At 54.8% G+C, this 24,364-nt stretch carries 22 protein-coding genes; all 22 read right to left on the bottom strand.

Going from position 1 to position 24,364, the window contains the following annotated elements; translation table 11 throughout:
- Nucleotides 1-125 precede the first annotated feature (125 nt).
- The 22 genes from MKY12_RS14650 to MKY12_RS14545 all read right to left on the bottom strand — a co-directional run bounded on the left by MKY12_RS14650 (nucleotide 126) and on the right by MKY12_RS14545 (nucleotide 24,305).
- Nucleotides 126-1,091, bottom strand: a complete 966-nt coding sequence (locus MKY12_RS14650; protein WP_339314294.1) for an acyltransferase domain-containing protein — start codon at nucleotides 1,089-1,091, stop codon at nucleotides 126-128.
- A 27-nt stretch (nucleotides 1,092-1,118) separates the two neighbouring features.
- Nucleotides 1,119-1,796, bottom strand: coding sequence for an MBL fold metallo-hydrolase (locus tag MKY12_RS14645; RefSeq protein ID WP_036726939.1), 678 nt, complete (start codon nucleotides 1,794-1,796; stop codon nucleotides 1,119-1,121).
- Nucleotides 1,797-1,956: 160 nt separating this feature from the next.
- Complete coding sequence (locus MKY12_RS14640; RefSeq protein ID WP_076075354.1) at nucleotides 1,957-2,454, bottom strand: DinB family protein; 498 nt, start codon at nucleotides 2,452-2,454, stop codon at nucleotides 1,957-1,959.
- 177 nt (nucleotides 2,455-2,631) lie between these two features.
- Nucleotides 2,632-4,164 carry a PAS domain-containing protein gene (locus MKY12_RS14635; RefSeq protein WP_339314291.1) on the bottom strand — a complete coding sequence of 511 codons (1,533 nt, stop codon included), beginning with the start codon at nucleotides 4,162-4,164 and terminating at the stop codon, nucleotides 2,632-2,634.
- 155 nt (nucleotides 4,165-4,319) lie between these two features.
- Nucleotides 4,320-4,634 carry a hypothetical protein gene (locus tag MKY12_RS14630; RefSeq protein WP_155991517.1) on the bottom strand — a complete coding sequence of 105 codons (315 nt, stop codon included), beginning with the start codon at nucleotides 4,632-4,634 and terminating at the stop codon, nucleotides 4,320-4,322.
- A 400-nt stretch (nucleotides 4,635-5,034) separates the two neighbouring features.
- Nucleotides 5,035-6,621: an FAD-dependent oxidoreductase gene (locus MKY12_RS14625; protein ID WP_339256839.1), complete on the bottom strand. Its 1,587-nt coding sequence runs from the start codon at nucleotides 6,619-6,621 to the stop codon at nucleotides 5,035-5,037.
- 27 nt (nucleotides 6,622-6,648) lie between these two features.
- On the bottom strand, nucleotides 6,649-7,566 hold the full coding sequence (locus tag MKY12_RS14620) for an ROK family protein (RefSeq protein ID WP_339314289.1): 918 nt from the start codon (nucleotides 7,564-7,566) through the stop codon (nucleotides 6,649-6,651).
- Nucleotides 7,567-8,023: 457 nt separating this feature from the next.
- On the bottom strand, nucleotides 8,024-8,857 hold the full coding sequence (locus MKY12_RS14615) for a MurR/RpiR family transcriptional regulator (RefSeq protein WP_339314287.1): 834 nt from the start codon (nucleotides 8,855-8,857) through the stop codon (nucleotides 8,024-8,026).
- Complete coding sequence (locus MKY12_RS14610; protein WP_209871083.1) at nucleotides 8,844-9,551, bottom strand: N-acetylmannosamine-6-phosphate 2-epimerase; 708 nt, start codon at nucleotides 9,549-9,551, stop codon at nucleotides 8,844-8,846. The genes MKY12_RS14615 and MKY12_RS14610 overlap by 14 nt, the downstream gene beginning before the upstream one ends.
- 131 nt (nucleotides 9,552-9,682) lie before the next feature.
- The gene (locus MKY12_RS14605; RefSeq protein ID WP_339314285.1) at nucleotides 9,683-11,212 is read right to left on the bottom strand and encodes a DUF4127 family protein; all 1,530 of its coding nucleotides are present in this window, start codon (nucleotides 11,210-11,212) and stop codon (nucleotides 9,683-9,685) included.
- Nucleotides 11,205-12,917, bottom strand: a complete 1,713-nt coding sequence (locus MKY12_RS14600) for a beta-N-acetylglucosaminidase domain-containing protein (RefSeq protein WP_339314283.1) — start codon at nucleotides 12,915-12,917, stop codon at nucleotides 11,205-11,207. Before MKY12_RS14600 ends, MKY12_RS14605 begins: the two co-directional genes overlap by 8 nt.
- An 18-nt stretch (nucleotides 12,918-12,935) precedes the next feature.
- Complete coding sequence (locus tag MKY12_RS14595; protein ID WP_339314281.1) at nucleotides 12,936-13,754, bottom strand: carbohydrate ABC transporter permease; 819 nt, start codon at nucleotides 13,752-13,754, stop codon at nucleotides 12,936-12,938.
- Nucleotides 13,754-14,635 (bottom strand): sugar ABC transporter permease, encoded by an 882-nt coding sequence (locus MKY12_RS14590; RefSeq protein WP_036727002.1) that lies wholly within the window; start codon nucleotides 14,633-14,635, stop codon nucleotides 13,754-13,756. The genes MKY12_RS14595 and MKY12_RS14590 overlap by 1 nt, the downstream gene beginning before the upstream one ends.
- 85 nt (nucleotides 14,636-14,720) lie before the next feature.
- Nucleotides 14,721-16,043 carry a sugar ABC transporter substrate-binding protein gene (locus MKY12_RS14585; RefSeq protein WP_036727004.1) on the bottom strand — a complete coding sequence of 441 codons (1,323 nt, stop codon included), beginning with the start codon at nucleotides 16,041-16,043 and terminating at the stop codon, nucleotides 14,721-14,723.
- A 231-nt stretch (nucleotides 16,044-16,274) separates the two neighbouring features.
- Nucleotides 16,275-16,799, bottom strand: coding sequence for a redoxin domain-containing protein (locus MKY12_RS14580; protein ID WP_339314279.1), 525 nt, complete (start codon nucleotides 16,797-16,799; stop codon nucleotides 16,275-16,277).
- Nucleotides 16,796-17,515 carry an ABC transporter ATP-binding protein gene (locus MKY12_RS14575; RefSeq protein WP_339314277.1) on the bottom strand — a complete coding sequence of 240 codons (720 nt, stop codon included), beginning with the start codon at nucleotides 17,513-17,515 and terminating at the stop codon, nucleotides 16,796-16,798. The genes MKY12_RS14580 and MKY12_RS14575 overlap by 4 nt, the downstream gene beginning before the upstream one ends.
- On the bottom strand, nucleotides 17,508-18,329 hold the full coding sequence (locus tag MKY12_RS14570) for an ABC transporter permease (RefSeq protein ID WP_339314869.1): 822 nt from the start codon (nucleotides 18,327-18,329) through the stop codon (nucleotides 17,508-17,510). Before MKY12_RS14570 ends, MKY12_RS14575 begins: the two co-directional genes overlap by 8 nt.
- A 2-nt stretch (nucleotides 18,330-18,331) precedes the next feature.
- Nucleotides 18,332-18,880 (bottom strand): nitrous oxide reductase accessory protein NosL, encoded by a 549-nt coding sequence (locus MKY12_RS14565; protein ID WP_339314275.1) that lies wholly within the window; start codon nucleotides 18,878-18,880, stop codon nucleotides 18,332-18,334.
- The gene (locus MKY12_RS14560) at nucleotides 18,877-20,259 is read right to left on the bottom strand and encodes a NosD domain-containing protein (RefSeq protein WP_339314273.1); all 1,383 of its coding nucleotides are present in this window, start codon (nucleotides 20,257-20,259) and stop codon (nucleotides 18,877-18,879) included. The genes MKY12_RS14565 and MKY12_RS14560 overlap by 4 nt, the downstream gene beginning before the upstream one ends.
- Before the next feature lie 158 nt (nucleotides 20,260-20,417).
- Nucleotides 20,418-21,836, bottom strand: coding sequence for a DKNYY domain-containing protein (locus MKY12_RS14555; RefSeq protein WP_339314271.1), 1,419 nt, complete (start codon nucleotides 21,834-21,836; stop codon nucleotides 20,418-20,420).
- 395 nt (nucleotides 21,837-22,231) lie between these two features.
- Nucleotides 22,232-23,062, bottom strand: coding sequence for a phosphoenolpyruvate hydrolase family protein (locus MKY12_RS14550; protein ID WP_036727015.1), 831 nt, complete (start codon nucleotides 23,060-23,062; stop codon nucleotides 22,232-22,234).
- 25 nt (nucleotides 23,063-23,087) lie between these two features.
- Complete coding sequence (locus MKY12_RS14545) at nucleotides 23,088-24,305, bottom strand: Tm-1-like ATP-binding domain-containing protein (RefSeq protein WP_339314269.1); 1,218 nt, start codon at nucleotides 24,303-24,305, stop codon at nucleotides 23,088-23,090.
- Nucleotides 24,306-24,364: the final 59 nt, after the last annotated feature.

The following is a 24,364-nucleotide window of genomic DNA, read 5'->3' as shown; positions in this document are numbered from 1 at the left end:
AACCGCTTCATCGTTCCCTCCGTTACATGTATGGTTGTACATGTATTATACACAAATTACAACAACAGAAAAGCAGCGGCTCTCCATAACTTAGAGAAAACGCTGCTTGTAGGGATTGGGCTTAATCAGACTTCCAAGGTATCATTCACAATCTCATTCAGCTTCTTCAGCTCGCTGGCCATCGGTGTAATCACTGACCGGACCTTATGGGCCAGCGGCTTGCCGAGAATATACTTGCTGAAGTTCTCCAGTGTACCCGACGGGCTCAGATCGAGCAGCAGCCGCGGCCCGCCGGCAGTCAGACCCTCCAGGGCTGTGCGGAAATTCATCGGCTTCCTCACCACATCCCACAGGAAGGATTCATCCACCGTCTGCACCTTCCCCCCGGTCATGGCCGATACCAGTGTCACTCCCGGAGCAGGCGTCTTGTAATCGATCTTCTTCATATATGTACGATAAGGCTTCTCCAGTTCATCGATGAACGAGGAATGGAAGGCGTAGTTCACAGGCAGCTTCAGACTGGCCACACCCTGTGCTCTGAGGAACTGCTGGATTTCGTCGGTATGCCCGCTTCTGCAAGCGATAGTGAAGTGCTTGTCGAAATTCACAGCGATCAGTTCGGAGCGGGTGTTCAGCTCGGCGTTCCGGTGATAGAGCTGCACATGATCCAGAACAGCAATCATCGCGCCGTTGTCGCAGGTATCCTCTAGCAGCCGTACTTGCGTCACAATCAGCTCCAGCACCTGTTCAGGCGTCAGTACCTTAGCCACCGCCAGCGCCACATACTCCCCGAGACTGACTCCCAGCGTGTAGCGTGGGGTGATTCCCTCAGCTTCCAGAGTCTCCGCCAGCGCGTATTGCACCATGAAGATTGCAGGATGGGAATAGACAATATTATCGAAGCTGGCGCCCTTACCTCGTGAGTTCTGATACAGCTCTTCGATTACACTCTTGCCGGTCAGCTGATGAACAATCCGGTCCAGGTGTTCCATCGATTGCCGGAATACCGGCTGCTTCCCGAACAATTCAAGCCCCATTTTATTATATTGCGAGCCTTGCCCGGAGAACATAAATACGATTTCGCTATGCATTTCCGTCCCCCCTGATTGTAGAGCGGCTTATTTGAAATCAAGCAGTCTGGCATTATTCTTACGGTTCCTGAATTTCACAAAATGATTGATATCATCAATCTGGAAATACAGATTATTTTTGTAGAGATAGCTCATCTCTTTGCCTGGCGGATCGCCGAAGGAATGTCCCGGGTATACCCGGGTGCTGGGAGGAATCAGCCGGATGAGCCGGTGGATGCTGTTGAACATATCCTCAGCCGAGCCTCCGCTACTGTCGCATAAGCCGCAGCCTTCAATAAATACCGTATCCCCGGAGAACAGATGGTCCTGCCCCCAGTAACAGACGCTTCCCTGCGTATGGCCGGGCGTCACAAGACAGGTAATCCGTGAATCACCGATACGAATGAGGTCCATGTCCTCGACGGTTCGGAGCCGGTTGCAGCGGTATTTATAGTAATCTGCCTCGGTTTTGGAGATGTAGACAGTAGGACGGTAGAGCAGCTCAAGCTTCTTCACCATATTGGTATGATCAAAATGAGAGTGGGTCAGCAGAACAGCCGTGACTGTGGCCTCATGCGAATCCAGAATACGGATCATCTGCGATACATCCCAGGATGGATCAACTACAAAAGCTTTGCGGGAAGTCTTGTCAATACCGAGATAAGCGTAGTTCAGGAAATTCATGCAATGCGTTTTAATCGTAAACAGATCATAGGTTGCTTCCATGCCCGCCTCCTTGAAGATTTGATAGATCTGATTTCCATTATTTATAGGATGAATCTACTAAATTATCATCTACTTTTTCACGAACTGTCAATGAATGTTATTGCTTCCATAGCAAAAAGCCTGCAACCTAGCATTGCAGACTTTTCCAGGATTATTCTCTTTAAGCAGGATACCCGCCCCCTGGCGGTGGCCACGCACCCTGCAGACGGCGGAGCAGAACAATCTCTCCCAGATGGTAGGAGTTATGGGAGGCGATATTGCGCAGCAGTCCGCCCTTGGTCTCCCCGGGAAAATGGGCTAATGGTTCGTCAAGCTTGGCGCTCTGAGCGATAGCAACCGCCTTATCGACACCTTGCAGCAGATGCGCAATGGCCTCTTGAAGCTGGGACTCCTCTGCTGGGGCCTTCTCCGCAGGCCAGCTCTCCTGTACGCTTGTAGGCCGCTGAGGCTGGCCGCCCTCCAGGTGGGTCAGCATGAAATCCTGCCAGAAGCCCATATGCTTCACCAGCTGATAGATGGAGTAAGGAATTCCTTCTATTGTATAACCTGCAAGCTCCAGTGTCAGATCCGGCAAGGCCCGGGCGATCGGAATATGTCCGCGCTCCCCTACCAAAGATTTCACCAGCGCTTGACCAAAAGCATGATTGGATTCGGACATCAGTATGCTCCTCCTATTAATTGCGCGAAATATAATTTACCGAAATTCAATATAGCCGGATTCTGATGATTTGTCAATTCTGATATCGAACCTAATTTGCAACACAAAAAAGCGAAACGTTTGAAGCTCCGTTCCGCTTTTTGATCTCAGGCTATGGTGTTCCATTCCAGTTAACGCTTATAAAGTACGCAGAATACCTAACAGCTCCTCCGACATCCTGCTTACTTCCTCTACAGAAGCATTAACCTCTTGCGTCAGTGCAGCCTGTGCTTCGGTCAAACTAGACATGCCGTTAATGGTGCTGATAATATGGTCGATGCGGTCATTCATCTCCTGTGTGGTTTTCTCAATGTTGTTGGAAGCCATCTTGCTGTGATCTGCGAGCTTGCGTACCTCGCTTGCCACTATAGAGAAGCCCCGGCCATACTCCCCCGCATGAGCAGCTTCAATGGAAGCATTCAGCCCGAGCAGACTGGTCTGATTCGAGACCTCGCTGATGAATTTGGTGATTTCTTTGGTTTCATTCGTTTTTTCTTTCACATCAACTGCAGCCTTGTAGGATTGCTCCTGGACTTCGGCGATATCCTGTGCTTGCTCTGTTACCGATACAATCCCGTGAACAATCTCGTTAATCGCAGTCAGCAAGCCTTCCATCTGCAGGTTTACCCGTCTGATTGTATCCTCTTTATTGAATTCCTGCGTAATATCACGAATCGTTCCTGCTACCCGCAGAGGGATACCCTTCTCGTCCCGGATCGTTTCACCGCCTGCGTGATACCAGCGATACTCGCCATTTTTGGAGCGCAATCTGTAGTTCACTGTATAGTCCGTCTGCCCGGTGTAGTCATTAAGATGATTGGCGAAGGCATCCAGCGTGGGCTGCAGATCCTCCGGGTGTAGCTGGTTGCTCCAGCTGCTTAACAGGTTCGGGAAATCATGCTCGCCTTCAAAACCAATCGTTCGGCGGAATTGCTCCGACCACCAGAACTCATTATCCGGGTTGACCGGATCTCCTGCGATAACCACCATATCCCAGGGTGCTTCCACCAGGGCGCGGTTCACCAGATCATAGCGGACCACCAGTGCGCCCAGCTCGTCCTGTTTGATTTTTTCATCATGAATATCCAGCAAAGCTCCGGCTACCATAATAGGTGATCCGTCAGCGGCACGTACGGTTGTGCCCGTCGCCTGGAACCATTTGTACTCGCCTGCTTTCGTCTTGAGCCGGTATTCAATGTCGTATTTGATCGTGCCCGTCCGGTCCAGCATATGATCTGCGAACAGCTGCAGTACCCCCTCTTTATCCTCGGGATGAAGGCAATTGGACCAGCTCTCCAGCACATTGGGAAAATCATGCTCATCCGTATAGCCGATCATCCGGCGCAGCTCATCCGTCCATCTGAACTCATTGTTAGGATTCACCGGATCACCCTCATATACATCCATCTCCCACAGGGAGATCTCAATCGCTTCAGTGATCATTTCCAACCGAACCTTGTAATAGTCCTCACGCTTATGTATCACGGACGTTAGTCGCGTTAACAATGCTTGCAGTTCATCAGGGACTGCGGCAGAATATATATCGGCTTGCTCTTCTTCCTTGCGCTCAGCCCGCTCCACATAGTTTCGTAATAGGTCGATCAGCTGATGGTCTGTTTGGGGCGGCGCATCTGCGTGTGTGTTTCCTTTGAATCTGTTCAGAATTGGCATGTTCTCTCAGTTCTCCTCATCTCATGGTGTGCGCTGCTTGGGAAAGCTAGATTGAGTATATAACAGGCCTGAACTTTTATATATAAATTCATAGTTAAAATTCGAGATAAAACAGCGGCGGAATAAGACTTGACAAAAGTCTCAGACTGCCGCTGTTATTTGACTAACGTTTTGCATTTTCTCAAAAATTTTCGAAGCAATCTAATCCACTTGGGCTCGTATGCTTGGCTAATTGGAATCCCTTTATAATAAATATTATAAGGATCCATTCCCCATAGTTTTAAAAGTCCTTCAGGAACATCATGCTTATTTACAGGTGAGCTAGGATCTGCTCTGAAAAAATACTCATTACATGCAACACAGTACAAAATCAGCGATTCACCAGAGCCATATGCATAAACATTAAGCTCAGTTATACAGGTTTCACATTTACATATTCGATTGCGGTTTAGCCAATCAAGTAATTGCATGTTATCCCTTCCCCTTAGCTCAAATATACAATGTCAGTCTAATACTTTATTTTATAGATTAGAACTTGTTTTCTATGGATCAGGGAAACAGTTGGATTTTCTACACTTGCTGATGGACGATTAGGCCATAGTAGGATAGCAGTTGGAGAAAAGGCACTTAATTTTTCGCATTTTCTACTAAGGAGCGAGACTGAAGCAATTTAGTTGTACAATTTCCACTTGCTTCCTCCGTTTCTGCCAAAACCAACTGAACAAGATACGTTTATCCACCTACTTGCTGCCAGGTAACATCGACAACTAGGTAGCCCATACCAAAAAGGCACCCCGCTGACGAGGCACCTTACCTTGGATATATAATTATAGACGTTTGAGCTATACTGGATGGCCGGAGAAGGTGCGCTTAAGTCTCCAGCTCCTCCGGGGTCCAGTGCAGCTGAACGCCGAGCTCGATCAGTTGCTGCTGATAGGCCCTTAGATGTTCCGCTGATTCTCTGACTGCCGATGGTTCGACCTGTTGCCTGATGGCATAGGCCGCGAGGGTGCCCGCCGCTTCGCCGATATTCCATTCTGTGGGATGCAGGCGGTAGCAGCCGTTCGCAATCTGGGTCATGGATATGTTCTTGCAAGCCGGGAGCAGGTTCTTGACCCGCACCGGGATCAATGATCCGAGAGGAATCTCATAAGGATGGTTCGGGATATAAAAGGTACGCTGGCTCACTGTCGTGGGATGAAGATCCAGATGATAGCTGCCTACCCCTACGCTATCCTCATAACGCTTAGGCCCGGCCGGGCCGCGCAGCTCCTTGCTCACATCCTGCTCTGCTATCGTATACAATCCGCGGATGCGCCGGGATTCCCGGATATAAGGGGCCTTGGCCAGCCCGTCTTCTGTGCCGAGCACATCTCCGCGCAGGCGCACGCCCGGGTAGCCCTGCCCGCCGTCCATGCGGGGCGCTTCGGTCTGGAGCCAATACACGAGTGAGAGGGTAAGCTGTCTCGCCCCCTCCAGGTGCCGCTCCCGTTCCTCCGGCGATACGCCGATAATTGACCCGGCATAGTAATCGTTCAGTGCCCAGTTCAGCAGAGTGACTTCGCCGTCATTCAGCGGCTCCGTCCAGATGGCCGGGTCTACGATCCGCCGGTAATCCCACAGGGAGACAATCCCCTGCTCATTCGGGAACATTGTGAACTGCTTCAGCTTGCTAGTATCGTCTGCATCTGAAGCGAACCAGCTTAAGATCGGATACTGCGAGAACGAGGGGACATATTCGCGCCAGTAATCATAATCTCTTGGACGCGGAATCGTATAGTCTCCACCCGGCACATAGTCCACCGCCGCCACGTGGGTAATCGACTGCATGTCGAGCGGGTCCTGGGCCTCCAGGGCGTGCGGCTCCCCTGTCTCGCTGCGGGCTTCAGCGCCGCTGACATGCTCCACTCCGGCCAGCGGAAGCAGATCGCCGCACTCTGTGGCATCCAGATAGTAGGCTCCCCGCAGCCTGATCAGGTCACCGCCCGTTCCCTGCCGGACGGTAACTCCAGTAACATAATCGCCTTCGGTATCGGCCGCGACTGGCACCGTATGATAGAGCACCTCGATCCGCCCGGTGTTCACATATGGGGCCAGCATCTCCTGCAGAACAGCAAGTGCCACCTTGGGCTCATGTGCCAGCCGGCTGACCCAACCGTTACCGGGATTCAGTATAGGGTTACTCCTGGCAGCTTCCGTAAGCGGATAATTCCGCCTGTAATACTCCCTGACTCTGCTGCGGAACTCCCGGTAAGACGCGGTACTGCCCGATTCCTCAATCCAGCGGTGCTCATCCGGCGGCACGGCCTGGGAGGTCAATTGCCCGCCCAGCCAGTCCGTCTCCTCTGTCACAAGCACGCGCAGTCCTGCCTTGGCGGCGGCCAGCGCCGCCGCCGTTCCTCCAAGTCCGCCGCCGATAATTACTACATCCGAACGCTTCTCCTGTTCACCAGCCATCTCTCTGTCTCCTCCCTGCCGCAGCAGTTAGATCTGTCTTTCGCCTTCGTCCCGGCGCAGCCGTTCCAGAGCCAGCCGGGCTGCGCCGAAGCAGCCTGCCCGGTTGCCCAGCTCCGCTGGCACGATCCGGCCGGCCAACTCTCCGCCTGCCTTCCCGGCCAGCAGCGGCCACCAGACCGCGCGGCTCTGAATGACCCCGCCGCCGATAATAATCAGCTCGGGGTCTACCGCCGCCCCGATGTTAGCTGTCACCAGCGCAAGATCCGCTGTGAAGCGCTCCAGCACTGCCAGTGCTGACGCGTCGCCCTGCTCCGCCGCCGCCATAATCTCCCGCCCGTGCGCATACGCCCGGCCGGTCTCCTCCAGTGCCAGCCGCAGCAGCGCCTGGCCGGACACATATTGCTCCGCGCAGCCGCGCTTGCCGCAATTACAGGGGCGACCTCCCGGCACCAGCACGCTGTGCCCCCAGTCGCCACCGCTCCAGGCGGCTCCGCGCAGCAGCCGGCCTTCCGCCAGATTAGCCCCGCCGACCCCGGTGCCCAGGGTCAGCATGACCAGGCTCGCCCTGCCGCGTCCAGCGCCCAACCAGGCCTCGCCCAGCAGCGCCGCGTTGGCATCGTTATCGGCCGCCGCAGGCCGCCCGAACGCAGCCTTTGCCCACTGCGTAAGCTGCATCCCCTGCCAGCCGGGCAGATTATCGGTAGCGTAGACCACCTCGCCTGAATCCGCATTTACCCTGCCCGCCGAGCCGATCCCCAGCGCTTCCACCGCAGGATGGCCAGCCAGCAGTTCCTCCACCAGGCTGTGGAGCTGGCCGAGAATAACCTTCCGGCCCAGCCGGGCCTCCGTGTCTCGTCCGGCTTCCGCGAGAATCGTCCCCACTTCATCGGTCACAAGCCCCTTGATGCCTGTCCCCCCGATGTCCACACCTATGACTTGCCGCATTCGCATCACCTCCACTACTCTTTGCGCTAGCACATTGTATGCTGTTTTTCGCATACATTCGCCCCTCTGCCCTCGTAACAGCAAATTGTATACTGTTTTTCACATACATTTGCCCACGCACACTCGCGTTCGTACAATGTATACTGTTTTTCACATACATTGGCCCGTCTGCCCTCGCACCAGCAAATTGTATGCTGTTTTCCACATACATTGGCCGTCTGCCCTCGCACCAGCAAATTATATGCTGTTTTTCGCATACATTTGCCCACGCACACCCGCGTTCGTACAATGTATACTGTTTTTCACATACATTCGCTCGTCTGCCCTCGCACCAGCAAATTGTATACAGTTTTCCGCATACATTCTGCCCACTTGCCCTCGCACCAGCACATCAGCCCCCGCCAATCCCTTAACCGTTACACGGTACATCACGTACCATCGCTTCATTCCCCAAATCCTAATAAATCCGGTCAATGACCGCCCGGGCGGTGAGCTCCTTCATCCGCTTGGTCTCTTCGGCATGGAGCTGCTCCAGCCCCTGGCACAGCAGGTCGATAATGAACAGCTGGGAGACCTTAGCCCCTACGGAGCCGCCTTCCAGCGGGGATTCCTTCCCGGCTGTCAGCAGCACAATGTCGGCAATGGAAGCAATCGGGGACTTGGCATAGTTAGTCATGGCAATGACTTTTGCCCCGTTCTGCTTGGCCTTCATCAGCATGTCATTCGTATCCAGTGTGCTGCCTGATACACTGATGCCAAATGCCACATCGCCCGCCCCCATCGTCACTGCCATCATCGACTGAATATGGCTGTCGGAATTGGCTTCGACACGCCGCCCGATCCGCAGGAAGCGGTTCTTGGCGTCCAGTGCTGTGATGCCGGAAGAGCCTACGCCGAAAAACTGGACATACCGGGCCTGATCCAGAGCGTCTACCGCCTGCTGCAGCTGCTCCCGGTCCAGCATGCCCAGGCTGGATTGCAATACACCAACCATTAAGGCATACAGGTGGTCGGCGTAATCCCCTCCGCCTGCCCCCTGCTCGCCGTCCCCCAGAGTCTGCCGCTTCGGCAGGCCCTGGGCCAGCATCAGCTTGAAATCCTGATAGCCCTTGAAGCCGATTTTGCGGCAGAAGCGCATCACCGTGGTCTCGCCCGTTCCGGCGAAATCCGCCAGCTCAGTCACAGACAGATAGATCAGATTATCCGGATGCTCAAGCACACACCGGGCTACCTTTTGCTCCGACTTAGTCATGGACGGGTAATATGTGTTGATCCGGTCATTCATTTCCATTACGGTTCATCCTCACTTTTCTCGCCGCTGCTGCGAACGGCCGGGTGATCAGCTGCGGCCGGGTAATTGCGGAGCCTACCACCACCGCATAGGCCCCCAGGTCCAGCGCTGCCTCTACTTCGGCGGGCTGGCTGATCCGGCCTTCGGCAATGACCGGAATCTTCAGCCGCTGTGCAGCCTGCTCCAGCAGCTCCAGATTCGGCCCTTCCTGCTGGCGGGAATACGGTGTATATCCCGACAAGGTCGTCGAGACGCAGCTGACTCCAAGCGACTCAGCGTATAGCGCTTCCTCCAGAGTGGAGATATCCGCCATGGAAGCCGCCGGGCTTGCCGTGAGCAGGTCTATGATCTGCTCCAGCGTACAATTCCCCGGCCGGGTCTGCCTGGTCCCGTCAAAAGCTATAATATCGGCCCCCGCTTCCAGCAGCTCCTCAGTCTCTCTAAGCGTTGGGGTAATATAGACGTCCGAATCCGGGTAATTGCGCTTCACGATGCCGATCACCGGCAGCGCAACAGCCTGCTTGATGGCCCGCACATCTGCCGCCCCGTTCGCCCGGATGGCGATGGCCCCGCCTTCCGCTGCCGCCACCGCCATCCGGGCCATAATCTCCGGCCCGTGCAGCGGCTCGTCAGGCAGCGCCTGGCAGGATACAATCAGCCCCAGATGCAGGCTTTCCAGTATATTTTTGCTCAGGGTCCCCACCCTCTCTCCTTATATTATATATAAATTGAACTTGCTACCGCTCCTACAGCTCCCCAATTCCCCTCCGTCACTCTTCCCTGTCTATATTGTTTCAAATTAAATTTATATCATCAGCCCTGCCCTCACGATGGCTCATACTGCACAGTTAAGCCCACCTCGAACATCCGGTTCCATGGCATATAACAATCGGTAATCTTAACCCTTCCCGATGGACTTTCGATCCGTACAGCCAGCTCCTCACTCAGCCGTTCCTGTACACGGGCAGCTACGCGGCCGCGCGGTCCGTCCAGTTCGTATTTGCCATAGCCCATCTCCTGCACCGGGCCCTCACTAAGCTCTCCGCGCACTACTGAACAATAGCATACATCCTCGGCATAGCGGAGCGCCAGGAAATCGAGATGCCCTTGTGTACGTCCGTAGATCAGATAGATCATAGCCTGCGAGATTACGGTCCCAAGCGAATTGGAGCTGGTATTCCAGGCGGCATATCCGGCCAGATCGAACAGGAGGTTCTTCTGCCGCAGCATCTTAACCAGCTTCTGATCACCGCCGTTGGCATAGCCTACGTCCGCAACAGCCACCGGCATCTCCTTGCTCAGCAGAAGGTAGTCCCCGTACTCTACAAGTTCCATCAGGTTCCGGTATACGTCATAACTGTGAAAAGCATGCTTCTGCGACACCGCCTCCTCCATCGTCTCACCCGGCGTGCTGACCAGCAGAACCAGGTCTGCCTCGGCAGCACTGGATGCGATCAGCCCCCCGGCGGCCAGGATCTGATATTTCAGCGTTTCATAGAAAAAGCGGTCCTCGAACAGCGGCGTCACGAATGCCCCCTGCACAGCGGACAAGCGGGGATAGATCATCGGCCTCCGTCCTTCGGCCTTGTTCAGCATCCGGGCGAGCAGCGTGCAGCCTACCTCATCTGCTCCCGGATACATATAGACCTTAAGCTCCAGATCAAGCGCCGTGATCCGTGCCCGCACCTTCTCCTGGTCCTTGGCGGTATGCCCATACGGCGCCGAATCATCCTGCGGAACAATCATGAAGTCAATCAGCCCGTCCCGGACCAGCTCCAGCGCCTGCTTGTTCGCTTCGATATTAATTGCTCTGCGGCTAAGATAATCCTGCAGCACCTCTGCCGGGAGCCGGTGATCAATATCCGCCAGCTCACGAATCTCCTCATCGGTGGCGATTCCCAGCTCCAGCCGGTGGCCGATGAAGCCCTTACGGAAAATCTCCCGGCCCCAGTCGGCATAATAATCCGGTTCCTCGTCTGATAGAGAATACTGCGGACAGCGCATAATCAGCTGGAACGCATACAGCTTAAGCTGCGGATAACGCCGCCGGATCTCCCGCAGCCGCTCCAGGCGCGCAGCCAGCACTTCAAGCTCCAGCTGGTGCAGCCGCGAGGGAATAATGCCGCCGTAGAGCAGCGTATCCAGCGCGACCACCGCCCCATTTGCCCCTTCGCAGGCAGCCTCGAACCAGGACCATAGCTGTTCAACATCTCCAGGGCGTTTCTTCAGCCCCATAATCCCGGCGGGCGGACGCTCTACCCTATAATCTGTTCCCTGAGCCAGCAGATAAGGGAATTCATAATTGCAGGGCCGCTCATCCAGCGGAACCAGAATCAGCTTATGGTGCTTAGACATGCTGGTCCTCCTCCTTTGTCTCCTTCTCCATTTCCGGCAGCTCGATCCCCAGCGCCTTAGCCGCACGCACAGCCGGATCACTGCCGAGCCGCACCCCGTAGCTGCGGCAGGTCTCGAGCCGCTGGAGCACCTCCGCCTGTGCCTGCGGATTCAGCGGGTCCTCCAGTTGTCTGCGCACAGCACGCCACAGTACAGCATCTCCGATGGCCCGGCGCAGCCATGGCCCAGCCTCTTCGATGAACTTAGCATTCTCTAAGCCGCCAAGCCGCACGGCCGTCTGCTCCAGCCGGCTGAAATAAGCGTCCAGCCGGTCCAGATCGCGTTCCGCCAGCGCATCGTCCAGCTCCGGGTAGCCGCCGGAATACAGGCGGCTGTTCAGATTCTGGCGGCAGAAGAACATCATGTCTTCCGCAAGCTCTCCAGCGAATTCACGCACGGACAGTTCCCAGGACAGCTCCGGCATGTAGCGCTCGCTGTTCCACATATAATGGGCCATCGTGTTAAGCGTGATCTTGGAGCATTCCCACTGATTCATCGGATTGGCAACGACCGCTGTATGCCCGTAATTGCCGAGCCGGGAGCTGCGCCCGCGCACCGGATCGAGGAACAGCCGGTCCTTATCGCAGTCATTCACCGGAATATTGTCCCACAGCCACAGTTCATGCCCGTAAAAACTGTAATTATCTTCCGCATGCCCCCGGCCAATCTCCGGAGCGAAGACGAAATAGCCGGTCCAGAACACTTTGACAGCAGGATGAAGCTGCTCCCGGATATCCTTTTTGTACTCCGTATTCCAATACGACCAGTATTCCGACGGACACATCGCCAGGGTGAAGTGCGGCAGACATCCGGCTAAGTAATCATAGACCCGGTTCGTCACATAGGCATGGGCGGTCCCGGAGCGCTCCAGGAACTGCTTGTTATCGCCTTGGAGCACATAATCTATGTCATCCATCAGCAGTGCGAAATGCCGCACTCCAATCGCGATCATAGCCGCAAGCTTCTCCTCCAGCTTCGCGAAGTCGCCATGGCTGCGGAATTCCAGATCATTGCCCGGGCTAATACAATAGTAGAAATCCACCAGATGCTTGTCGCATTCCAGCTTAAGATCATGAATCCTGGTGAACACATCGTCCGGGTACGGCTCACGCCATAGCTTCCGGTGATAGAGATCATCCTTCGGCGCGTACATGAAGGCGTTCATCCGGTGCCCGCTCATATAACTGACCGAATCCATCCGGTCCGCGAAGCTCCATGGCACGCCATAGAAGCCTTCAATAATGCCCCGCACCGGAAAAGAAGGCTCATCCTCCACCGTAACCACCGGCAGGCGGCAGCAATCCTCCTCCACGGTCAGGAGCATTTTCAGCGCATCCAGCCCGTACTTCAGCCCCCGACGGTTAGACGCAGCGACAACAAGCTTCGCATCCTCTCCAATCACCAGCCGGTATCCGTCCGCAACGAGCCCGCCGTCATACTCCAGCATCAGCTGCGCATTGCCTTTATCAGCAGTGGCTACGCCCGGTCCGGCCGGTTCCAGAATTACGATGTCTCCGCCTTCAGCAAGTAGCCCGTTTACATCCTGATTCATCGCATACCGCGAGGCCAGCTCACAGCGCAGCTGCGGGCCCTCTACCACCAGCTCTTTCCCTTGCGTATAATAGTCGCGGAACAGATATTGGCAGTCCCGTAACGAAATTCCCATTGAGTTATGCCTCCTTAGTTAGCCTTTTATCGCGCCGGCAATCCCTTCCATATAATACTTCTGCGTGAACAGGAACACGAGGATGATCGGCAGCACCGAGATCATGGTTCCGGCGGCAATCCAGCCAAAGTTATAGGAGAATTGCCCGTTCAGATACGTAAGCGCCGCAGCGAGCGGATACTTCTCCGAGTCCTCCAGGACGACAATCGGCCACAGGAAGTTGTTCCAGAACGCCATGACCTCCAGTAATCCAATCACCGCAATCCCCGGCTTGACGAGCGGCATGACCAGTTGAATGAAGATGCGCAGCTCTGAGGCTCCGTCCATTTTACCCGAATCCCGGATATCTGCCGGAATACCCAGGAACGTCTGCCGCATCAGGAAGATATTGAACACGGACACCGCTGCCGGAAGAACAACGCCGAAGAACGTATTGCCCAGCTGAAAAGCCTGAATCGTCAGATAATGCACAATCATAGCGGTTGCCGACGGAATAATCATGGTCGAGATCAGCAGCGTGAAGACCAGGTTCCGGCCCTTGAACCGGAAGGCCGCCAGCGGATAAGCCGTCAGACAGGATAGAATAATGTTGAACACGACTCCCAGCAGCGTAATGATGACCGTATTCAGAATGTATCGCGGAAAATTCATGAAGTTCCACACCTGCACATAGTTATCGAACGCAATGAAGGTGGGCAGAATGGCCGGCGGGTTCGCAAACACGTTGCGCCCCGGCATCAGCGAGACACTGAGCAGCCACAGGAACGGCCCCATCATGAACAGGGCAAGCAGGATCAGCAGCAGATAAGTGATTAGAACACGCAAGCTACGCGGCATCAATAGGAATTCACCCCGCCTTTCCGGTTCAGTCTGAATACGAGTACACTAAGCGCTCCCACCATCACACTGACGATCAGCCCGAGCGCCGAGGCATAGCCGAAGTTGAACTGCTCCAGCCCTTTTTGAAAAATATAGACGCTTGAGGTCAGCGTGGACGTCCCCGGCCCGCCCTTAGTCAGAATGTAGACCTCATCGAACACCCGGATCGCGCCCATCACCGAGATCAGCGTGCAGAACAGAATATGCGGGCGCAACAGCGGCAGCGTCACATGTACAATCAGCCGCAACGGCCCTGCACCATCCACTCTTGCGGCCTCATACAGATCTGCAGGAATGCCTTGAAGCCCGGCCAGATAGAGCATCATGTAATAGCCGAGGCCCTTCCACATCGTAATGAACATTAGAACATACAGCGCCGTGCTGCTCGTCGATAGCCAGGAGACCTGCTCACTGATAATCCCTGCCTTCAGCAGCAGGTAATTGACAACTCCGTTATTGCCGAGCAGCCAGCTCCAGATCAGCGCCACCGCAACCATTGAAGTGACGACCGGTATATAGTAGGCGGCCCGGAACATTTTGACTCCAGGAATCCGGCTGTTGACCAGAATTGCCATTAAGATCGAAATGATCTGGATCACCGGCACAATCAGCACATATACCAGTGAATTCCACAGTGAAATCAGGAAATTATGATCCTGGAAGGCCCGGGTGAAGTTCTCCAGACCTACATAATTCGTCTCTGTAATGACAGAATAATCTGTCAACGAGAGCGGTATACCGTAAATAATCGGCCAAAAGGTAAACACCGCCAGAAACAGCAGCCCCGGCGCCATAAACGCCCATGCGGTAAAAGATTCAGACCGAAACCCCTTGTACACCCTCTACACCTCCCACTCCTTCAAATACCCTCAAAATATATCCATCGGGGGAGAAGCTCCCCCGTATCAGCTATGCTTCAGCAGCTTAGGAACCCTGACTGATAATAGTATTGACTTCCTTCTCCACCTTGTTCAGCGTCTCCTTGATATCCGCGCCGTTCATCAGAATCTCCTGCAATCCCCGCGCCAGCGCAGAGTTGATATCTGCGGCGCTTGGAACGCCGACCATGTAATCGGTAGCCTTATCCAGACTCTGCGAGGAAGCCACCTTCGCTTCAGCTTCCAGAGAGCCGTCAGACTCGGTGAAGAACGGATCCTGAATGGACGCCTTGCTCGATGGCAGCGTGTTGGCGGCCTTGGAGAAGGCTGTCTGATTCTCGGCATTCGTAAGGAAGGCAGCGAATTCCACCGCCTGCTGCGGGTTCTTCGACTTCTGCGGCACGACCAGATTCATCGAATTAGAGAGACGCAGGTTCGCCTTGCCTGTCGGCAGCGGGACTGCAATGGTGTTCTTGTAGACATCCGGCGCAGAGGTCTTGATGAAGTTGATGAACGTTGGACCGGACAATTGGAAGGCTACCTGCTCACCGGAGAAATACTGAATCTGCTTGCTGAAATCCGCGTCCTCCTTGAGCACTACCCCTTCCTTCATCAGGTCGCGCATCTGGGTAATCATCGCCTCTGCTTCCGGCGTATTGAAGGCGGCGGCTGTCTTGTCCTCATTCAGGATTGAGATGCCGTCGATGGGGAACAGCTTGGAGACCAGCTGCTGGGCATACCCGGCTGCTCCGGTCTTCTCATGAACCTGACGCGCCCACTCCACCAGCTCCTCGCGGGTCTGCGGCGGGTTCGCAGGGTCGAGGCCCGCCTTCTCCACCAGCTTCTTGTTCATGAACAGCACTTCTGTGCCAGTGTACCAGGGAAGTGCATACGCCTTGCCATCGAATACAGTGGAATTATAAATCCCCTCGAAATAACTCTTCGCCTGCTCATCCGTCAGATACTCGCTCAGATTCAGCAGCGCTCCCTTGCTGCCTAGCTGGCTGGCGAACTCGGTGTTCAGATTCACGACATCCGGGCTCTTGCCGCTGGCCGTGCTGGTCAACAGCCGCTGCGAGATGGCATCATAGGGATAGTCCTTCCACTCCACCGTTACTCCGGGGTGGCTGTCCTCATACTGGGTGATCAGATTATTGAAGTAATCATTGAACGTTGGCTGAAGTGCAATCGTCCAGAATTCAAGCTTCACCGGCTCCGCCGCAGCCGTAGCTTCAGCGCCCGTGCCGGGTTCTCCGGTGCTTCCGGCAGCCGGTGTCCCCTTCGTATTGCCATTTCCTCCGCAAGCCGCAAGCAGCATAGACATGGTCAGCAGCAGCGATACTGTGAAGCCCTTTCTGTTAGTTCCCACACCACATTCCCCCTCAGATTAAGTGTAAGGTGAGCGCCCTTCCCGCGTCAGGCTTCCTGACTTATTGCTCCCTCTTTGCAATGAGTATATCAGAAATTTTAATTAAATGAAGTATTTTTCCTAAAATAAATTAAAAAAAGAAATAATTTTTCTTTTTATGCCCGCAAAACAGCCTCCGCCTGCACCGGAAGCATCTTCCCGGCAGGCGGAGGCTGTGCATAGAATATCCCCTCATTCAGCTCCGGCCTCAGCCAGCCATTGCTTGAGCGTATCGAGATCCCCGATCTCTCCGACTACGATTTTGCTTATCTCGCCCGCCTTATTGATGATATAAGTTGACGGCAGTGCATTGACGCTATACGAGGCAGATATCCTTCCGGTAACATCGATAATGACGGGAAAAGAGAATTGCTGCTCCGCTATATACTCCGATACCGTCCCCTTGGATTCCCCTGCGTTCACGAACAAGGTCTCGACTGGAAGCTCTGCCGATTGGCTTAGTTCATTTAACAGCGGCATTTCCCGCATACAGGGCTTGCACCAGGTCGCCCAGAAGTTAAGCAGTACGACCCGGCCCTTGTATTCGCTGAGACTCACCTTCTCTCCCTGCAAGGTTACCGCTTTGAACACTGGAGCCGAAGCACCTGCGGTCATTCTCCCGGCTGGAGGCTGGCTGGACTGCTGAAGATAAACCCCGATTCCGGCAGCACAGGCAGCGGCAATAATCAGCAAAGTAACGATCCGGCGCAGCTTCATCCCAGCCCCAGACTATGGTGAAAGGCGGCGTACAGCGAACCGAACTCTGTACGGATCTCTGCCGTAGTGCCTGACCCCACATGCTTGCCCTGATTCAAGAAGACAATCTGATCGGCCACCCGATCCGCAATCTCCAGCTGGTGGGTGGAAAAGAGGACCGTATGCCCCTCTTCCCGGATACCCTGCAGCAGCTTCACAAATTCGTTCATCCAGAACGGGTCCAGCCCGTTAGTCGGCTCATCCATAATCAGGAGCGGCGGCTTCGCCAGCAGCGCTTGCGCGAACAGGACGCGCTGGCGCATCCCCTTGGAGAAGGTGGTTACCAGGCTGTTGCGCTTATCCGCAAGTCCGACTAGAGCCAGCACCTCCTCTACCCGCTGTTTGCGTCTGGGAATCCGGCGCAGTGCCGCCCAGAAATTCAGCAGCTCTTCCGCAGACAGCCCGTGGCTGAACTGATAATCATCCGGCATATAGCCGATCTGCATGGAAAAGCGCTTGCGGGATTGCTTCCACTTCAGCCCGTTTACCGTAATTTCGCCTGAAGTCGGCTGTAGAATGCCAGCTACCATCCGCAGCACCGTGCTTTTACCGGCCCCATTCCCGCCGCACAGGGCAAGTATGCTGCCGACTGGAACCTGGAAGCTGATCTCTTCGACCAGTGTTTGCCGCCCTATGAGCTTGGTAATCTCTTTCACCTGAATTAGCGGATTATCCACGGGAACGCCCCCTCTCCCAGATCCAATATACCGCTAAGATGGACAGCAGCACCCAGGCAGCGCAGACCCCGAGGAACAGCAGGCTGCCTCCCGGACGGCTAATCCATTCCACCCACTGATAATATTCCGGCCCCAGAACCGCCCCTCCGCCCAGCTTCACCACCACAAACAGGCGCACCAGCTCAGCCGGATTAAGCATTGTCAGCACAATCAGCGCTGGCTTGATCCAGAGATACGGGAGCAGACCGAGGCCTGCGATCAGGAATGTCGGCCAGCCGATCACCGCGAAGAACCAGACCGCTACAGAGATCGTCAAGGCCTGCCAGCGGTTGCGGGATAACGAGCCGATGATGAGGGCAAGGGTCAGGAACAGCAAGACCAGACCTGCCGAGAAGGCCAGGAACAGGAAGTAAGTGTCCGCCGCAAAAGCCATCCCGAACAGACCGCTGAGCAGCCCCATCAGCCCGTAACCAAACGCTACAATCGTCAGCAGGACAGCGGCTAGCCCGGTATATTTTCCCAGGACGAAGGATAAGGTTCCAATGGGATAGGTGGATAAGAGCTGCCAGCTTCCGTCTTCCCGTTCCGAGGTCAGTGAGAAGGAGCCCAGAAATAACGTCATCAGCGGCAACAGATACAGAATCAGGCTCAGCATGGAGCCCGTAACCGCAGTATAGCCTTCCACCGAGTTATTCGCATGGATCAGCAGCAGCCCGAGACTGAAGGTACAGAACAAGGCCAGGAAGGAATAGGCCCACGGGTTGCGGAAGCCGATCTTAAGCTCTCTGCGGGCGATATGCAGGATGTCAGCCATACTCACATATCCGTCTCTTCGGAATGCGTACCTTCCTCTGAGCTATGCTCCTCCATATGACCTTCTCCGCTCTGCATGTCCATGTTCATCATATCCTTGTTCTGCTTCCATTCATGGGAGGCCAGCTCTCCGGCAGTCAGCACAGTGCCTAGCGCCTGCTCCTTCACGAATGCTTCTGCTGCCGCCTTGTCCTTGAAGCTGATCACTCCATAAGCCATCGGCGTACGCAGTGAAGCGTCATAGACATAGCTCGCCTTGCTGAATTCAACCCAGCTCTTGTCGTTATAGTCGCGGACATAATCCATGCCGATCTGCTCCGTGCCGTTGCTCTTCTTCCACTCATTCATACAGCCGATATCATCGAACTTGTAATTCTTGCCGTCCTTGGTCGTTAGCTGAGTGGCAAAAGCATCATCCTTCACCTGCATATTGCAGACTACACAGATATCGACGTCTTCATTAATCGCTACCGGTTCGTATTTCTTCTGTCCGCAGGCCGCGAGGATCACCAGACTCATTGCTACCATCAAGACCAGACTCCATCGTTTCATAATCGCAGTACCCCCAAGTATATGATTGTAATTACGGATAGGAACAGCAGCAGCCAGCCCGCTACCATGACCGTGCCTTGTCCGCCTGCCGCCTGATCCGGGCTAACTGTACCTGCCTCAAGCTGCATGAGCGGAGCTGAATCGGTGGACCACCCTGCCGAACCGCCGGTGTACATATCGCTCAGGAACGTCATCCCCGGTGACTGGAAAAACAGCTGATACGCTGCATTCCCCGCAACCAATTCCTGATAGAAGGGGTTGATCGCATATTTCAGGTCGCTGACCCCATCCCCCGTGAGATCCAGTCCGCCAAAGGCATCCCAGTAATTCCCGTTCATCTCATTGTCCCTGCTGCCTGTGGCCTGGGCCTCAATGACGTTCGCAACAAACCCGTTACGCTCAAAGCGGTTGCCCTCTGCATTCTCGAACTGCACGCCGATATAGTTGCGGAGCACCAGATTCTGCTGCAGCTTGTTATCCGAGGACTGCTGCATGTAAATCCCCACCCGGTTGCCTTCCACCCGGTTGTTCATAATCTCCGAATTCCGCACATCGTAGAGCAGAATTCCCTGTGAATGCACATTCCGGCTCTGCTTGCGGAAAGAGTTCCCCGACACCACCACATCGGTTACGCCCATCACCATCGCGCCGGTAATGTTGTATTCACCGGTGTTGTTAGTGACCTTCGAGCCATTGATATACATGCAGTGGACCCCGTACCGCAGATAAGTAAGCTTGTTCTGGTCCACCACCGTATTGCGGCTGTTCTCCAGATAGATGCCATCCCGCAGATAAGCGATGTCGTTGCCCCGGATCACAGCGCCGTGAGAGTTATAGAGATCGATCCCGTTGCCTCTCGTTCCCGGTGCTTCTCCTGTGGGGATGAACCAGCTTATTGTATTGTCCGAGATCACCCCGCTATCGGCTTCACGGAGGAGTATGCCGTACCCTGCCGAATGAATGACCAGCCCCTTCAGGGTGACCCTGTCCGCTTCAACGCGTACAGCCGCCGCTTCCCCGTCGTTATTCTGCTGAATCTTCAGATTCTCAAGCCTTACACCGTCTGCCGTGATCTGCACCGCCGCCTGCTCGTCCTTTTCCGTATGCAGCAGAATCGCCTCGCCGTTACCGTTAATCGTCACTCGCTTATCCAGCCGAACCGGTCCCGAATACGTTCCCGGAGCCAGGGTGATGAGATCTCCCTCACTGGCTGAATCGATGATGGGCTGGAGCGGAAGGACTCCGGTGCTGGTGTCTGCGCTTACAATGGTGCCATGATTGAAGGAGCAGAAGAACAGGCATATCATGAACAAGCCTGCCAGCAGTACAGCTCTTACTTTGGTACTACGGGATGGACGAAAGCCTTGTGAGATTAGCATTGTTCACTCCCTCGATGTAGTAATGTTCCCGATTCAAGCTTATAGCCGTGTAATGATAACGCTCCCATTGTAGGTAAAAGGAGATCCGCTGACCATAGCCCATTTTAGCTATCCCGGACAAAAAATGTGTCTAAAATGTGATTAAGTGTCTTGGCCGATCATTTCTTCTTCGTCTTCTTAATCGTATTGTTATCCGTAACGGTATAGATGAAGCGTGCGTCTTCTGCACCGCCGTCATTGTCTGTCACCCGGAAGGTAACCGCGTCCGCAGCGCGCTGCACGCCTCCTGTCCTGAAGCAGAACACCTCATGATCATCCTTGCCCCAGAATGAATTCAGCATACGGAAGCTTTCGCCGTCAATCCCCTTCACCGTGCGGCGGCCGTTGGCATTGTACAGTCCGTGCTTGTCTGCCGCCCAGCTCTCCGGGCCGTGGTCGAACAGATAAACGAAGCTGTCACGGTCCAGCTTCCTGGCCGGATCTCCCCACTGGTACACCCTCTCCCGGTCAACCGCCCAGCTTCCATTCTCTGATAAGACTGTGAAGCTCCCCGGATCGGCTCCAGGTAGCGGCTCCAGAATATAATCCGGGTGACCGAACGGCTGGAAGGTACGGCCGAACCGGGCATGATAGACCTGGCGCTTGTCTTTGGACAGCCCCTGGCTGCCTGTCGGCATCAATACAGTGAAGCTGGCCGGGTCTGCTCCGGCAACCGCATATCCGTTATAAAAGACGTTCTGCGCATCCCTTCCGAACAGGCCCCCGAGGGCCTCGAAGGTCCGTACATCCGCTGCCCGGGCCCGCCTCCAGGTACAGTAGACTCCTTGCGCATCTTGTCCATACTCGTCATCCAGCACCTTAAACGTTACCGGATCTGCCCCTCTCACCAGATTGAAGACCTGGTGCGTCCCTGTCCTTCCGGCAGCACCGCTCTCGGAAGCGTAGAAGACGGCCCGGTCTGTCTTGAACCAATTTCCCTGAATCCGCTTGGCTCTGGCCTCTGGCTTGTCATAGCTGGCATGCCACCAGCCGTACACACTCGGATAAGCATCCATCAGCTGGGAGGCCAGCCCGGACTTGCTGCCGTTGGCATAAGATAAGGATTGATACAGATGCAACACATGGTCCTTGTCCATGCAATAGTCCATATGTGCCACCGCTGTCTCCACATCGATATCCTCCCAGGTATGAAACCGGTCACCGTTCTTCACATACAGACGGTGCTTGTCTTTAGCGAAATACGGTGAGCCCTCCAGAAGCTTAAAGGTCTCAGGGTCTGCTCCGGGGATCTGCTTGTCCTCCAAATAGACATGCAGCGTATCCAGTCCATAGTCATTATCCAGCACACGGAAGGCACCGGCGTCCCCGCTGACTAAGGTGACTTTATTCTTACGTCCGTCAAACCACCATACCCCCCGGACATCCTGCAGATACCCGAACGGCAGCCAGCCGCGATGAAAGGCATGAATGACCGCGAAGCCCTCACTGGTAATGCCGCCCTTAAGCAGCAGAGCGTCTCCTGCTTCCTGCTTCAGCAGAACATGTGCATCTTCGGTTATGAACAAACTATTGGTCATATATCATCCACTCCTTACCCTTCGTTTTGTCTATCATACAACAGTAGTCCCTTCTATAATTAACCACATCCATTCTACATATGGTGTGGATCGCATTGTTGCACATTTTGCAGGATTTCTCTAAAAATGTTATGGGTTACGCTACATTGTTGCATCATTTGCAGGAATTCCGGTGTTTATTGCAACTTAACGCTGACTTTGTTGCATTTCATGCAGGATTTCAGCGTAAGGGGCTTCTATTGGCCAGCATTGTTGCATATTTTGCAGGATTTCTCTAAAATGTTACGGACTACGGAGCATGGAGATGGCTCCCTCACACACACCTTCTCTGCAGAAAATAAAAAAGACCACAACCGGCGGAAGCCGGGTTGTGGTCACTGATTCTGTCTTCTTGCTTATTGCCCAATTGCTTTGAACGACTCGGTCTGGCGGGTAATTCCCTGCTCCGCCGCGAAGCGCTCTATGCTCGATGCGCCGAAGAATCCATGGATGCCCTTCGTCCGCTGAATGACATAAGCCGCATCCTCCGGCTCGGCAATCGGGCCGCCGTGGCAGATAATCATAATCTCCGGGTTGACCGCCCGTCCGGCTTCGATAATCGCCTCGATACGCTCTACACAATCGTCCAGGGTCAGTGCGGTTACTGCGCCGATGGTGCCCTTGGTGGTGAGGCCCATGTGGGCGACCAGAATATCTGCACCCGCCTCTGCCATGGCCCGTGCCTGTTCAGGGTCGAACACATAAGGGGTCGTCAGCATATCCAGCTCATGGGCGATGCGGATCATTTCGACCTCCAGGCCGTAGCCCATCCCGGTCTCCTCCAGATTCTGGCGGAAGACGCCATCGATCAGACCCACGGTAGGGAAATTCTGCACACCGCTGAAGCCCTGCTCCTTCAGCTGCTTCAGGAATACCTCCATCACCCGGAACGGGTCGGTGCCGCATACCCCTGCCAGAACGGGCGTATCCTTGACGACAGGCAGCACCTCCGAGCCCATCTCCACCACAATCTGATTGGCGTCCCCATACGACAGCAAGCCTGCCAGTGAACCGCGTCCTGCCATTCTGTAACGCCCGGAATTGTACACAATCAGCATATCCGCTCCGCCTGCCTCACTACTCTTGGCGGTAATCCCCGTGCCTGCCCCGACACCAAGAAGAATCTTACCCGCCTTCACCTCTTGCTTGAATCTGTCCATAATCTCAGCTCTGGTCTGCTTATTCATTAGTAGCTCCTCCTTAATGTGTGGTTCAGGCCTTCGCGGCCTGCATGAGATCAATCAGCTTCTGGGCTGCTGCCCCGGCAAAGGCCGGATCGTTGATCGCCTCGTCCATTTCAATCAATTCAACCCTTGAGCGGTCCACCTGCCGGCGCAGGGTATCGAACAGCATCCGGTCCTCTTCAGGGCCGTAGAAGGGCTGACCCTCCACATCAATCGCCGAAATACCGCCAAGCGGCAGCATAAGCACCGTAATCTCCGTTGCCATATTGAGCTTCTCGGCGAGCTTCCTGCCGAGCTGTTCATTCTCTTCCACGGTCGTCCGCATCAGGGTGACTGTAGGATTATGATGATAGAATTTGCGATCCTTGAACTTCTCCGGCACGGTATCCGCTGGTCCGAAGTTGCACATGTCCAGGGCGCCCACCGAGACGACCTGCGGAATACGGTTGCGGCCTGCGGCCTCCAGGCGGTGCGGCCCTGCGTTCAAGACGCCGCCGATCAGTTCATCTGCCCATTCGGTGGTGGTTAAGTCCAGCACCCCTTCAATGAAGCCCGCTTCGATCAGCGCCTCCATCGATTGTCCGCCGATTCCGGTAGCATGGAATACCAGCACCTCGTAGCCGCGCTCCTCCAGGTATTTGCGCGCTTCGGTCACACACGGCGTGGTCACTCCGAACATGGTGGCTGCTACCAGCGGCTTTTTCTCCGGTTCATAGTCTGCTTCGAACAGGAGCATGCCCGCGATGGCAAACATTGCATTGCTGAATATTCTCGTCGAGATCGAATTGAGGCCTGAGACATCCACGACAGACGGAATCATCATAATATCGCTAGTCCCGACATAGGGGGCGGTATTTCCGGAGGCAACCGTGGATACCAGCACCTTCGGTACGCCGATCGGCAAGGCTCTCATGGCAGGTGCAACCAGTGAAGTTCCGCCGGTGCCCCCGAAGGATATGATGCCGTCAAATTTGCCCTCCTGGTATAACCGGGGAGCAAGCTTCTCCAGCCCCTTGGACAAGACCTCTGTAGCTAACGCCCGGTCCTTCTTCGCGGCAAGCTCGTCCAGCTCCACACCTGCGGCGGATGCGACCTCCCGGTTAGACACATCGGGTTGAAAGGCTGGCTCGAATACACCGGTATGGATCATCAGGGCTCTGAGGCCCAGCTCCTCTGCAAGCTGCTTGATGTACAGATACTCCTCACCCTTCGTATCAAACGTTCCAGCTATAGCGATCGTCTTCATTCTGTGGCCTCCTCGTATACGAATCATAGATTCATCATACCGGGCAATTTTATGGATGA

The sequence above is a fragment of the Paenibacillus sp. FSL M7-0896 genome, from assembly GCF_037975415.1.
Taxonomy (GTDB): domain Bacteria; phylum Bacillota; class Bacilli; order Paenibacillales; family Paenibacillaceae; genus Paenibacillus_AQ; species Paenibacillus_AQ silagei.
The sequence above is the reverse complement of the archived record's forward strand: the minus strand, read 5'-3'. Positions and strand labels throughout refer to the sequence as shown.

What these genes read in the sequence shown, in the direction of transcription:
- MKY12_RS14565 (WP_339314275.1), bottom strand. Translation starts at nt 18,880, where the DNA reads ATGAAACGATGGAGTCTGGTCTTGATGGTAGCAATGAGTCTGGTGATC.
- MKY12_RS14615 (WP_339314287.1), bottom strand. Translation starts at nt 8,857, where the DNA reads ATGGAAATGAATGACCGGATCAACACATATTACCCGTCCATGACTAAG.
- MKY12_RS14570 (WP_339314869.1), bottom strand. Translation starts at nt 18,329, where the DNA reads ATGGCTGACATCCTGCATATCGCCCGCAGAGAGCTTAAGATCGGCTTC.
- MKY12_RS14580 (WP_339314279.1), bottom strand. Translation starts at nt 16,799, where the DNA reads ATGAAGCTGCGCCGGATCGTTACTTTGCTGATTATTGCCGCTGCCTGT.
- MKY12_RS14560 (WP_339314273.1), bottom strand. Translation starts at nt 20,259, where the DNA reads ATGCTAATCTCACAAGGCTTTCGTCCATCCCGTAGTACCAAAGTAAGA.
- MKY12_RS14595 (WP_339314281.1), bottom strand. Translation starts at nt 13,754, where the DNA reads ATGCCGCGTAGCTTGCGTGTTCTAATCACTTATCTGCTGCTGATCCTG.
- MKY12_RS14545 (WP_339314269.1), bottom strand. Translation starts at nt 24,305, where the DNA reads ATGAAGACGATCGCTATAGCTGGAACGTTTGATACGAAGGGTGAGGAG.
- MKY12_RS14605 (WP_339314285.1), bottom strand. Translation starts at nt 11,212, where the DNA reads ATGTCTAAGCACCATAAGCTGATTCTGGTTCCGCTGGATGAGCGGCCC.
- MKY12_RS14625 (WP_339256839.1), bottom strand. Translation starts at nt 6,621, where the DNA reads ATGGCTGGTGAACAGGAGAAGCGTTCGGATGTAGTAATTATCGGCGGC.
- MKY12_RS14635 (WP_339314291.1), bottom strand. Translation starts at nt 4,164, where the DNA reads ATGCCAATTCTGAACAGATTCAAAGGAAACACACACGCAGATGCGCCG.
- MKY12_RS14550 (WP_036727015.1), bottom strand. Translation starts at nt 23,062, where the DNA reads ATGAATAAGCAGACCAGAGCTGAGATTATGGACAGATTCAAGCAAGAG.
- MKY12_RS14640 (WP_076075354.1), bottom strand. Translation starts at nt 2,454, where the DNA reads ATGTCCGAATCCAATCATGCTTTTGGTCAAGCGCTGGTGAAATCTTTG.
- MKY12_RS14555 (WP_339314271.1), bottom strand. Translation starts at nt 21,836, where the DNA reads ATGACCAATAGTTTGTTCATAACCGAAGATGCACATGTTCTGCTGAAG.
- MKY12_RS14645 (WP_036726939.1), bottom strand. Translation starts at nt 1,796, where the DNA reads ATGGAAGCAACCTATGATCTGTTTACGATTAAAACGCATTGCATGAAT.
- MKY12_RS14620 (WP_339314289.1), bottom strand. Translation starts at nt 7,566, where the DNA reads ATGCGGCAAGTCATAGGTGTGGACATCGGGGGGACAGGCATCAAGGGG.
- MKY12_RS14630 (WP_155991517.1), bottom strand. Translation starts at nt 4,634, where the DNA reads ATGCAATTACTTGATTGGCTAAACCGCAATCGAATATGTAAATGTGAA.
- MKY12_RS14650 (WP_339314294.1), bottom strand. Translation starts at nt 1,091, where the DNA reads ATGCATAGCGAAATCGTATTTATGTTCTCCGGGCAAGGCTCGCAATAT.
- MKY12_RS14600 (WP_339314283.1), bottom strand. Translation starts at nt 12,917, where the DNA reads ATGGGAATTTCGTTACGGGACTGCCAATATCTGTTCCGCGACTATTAT.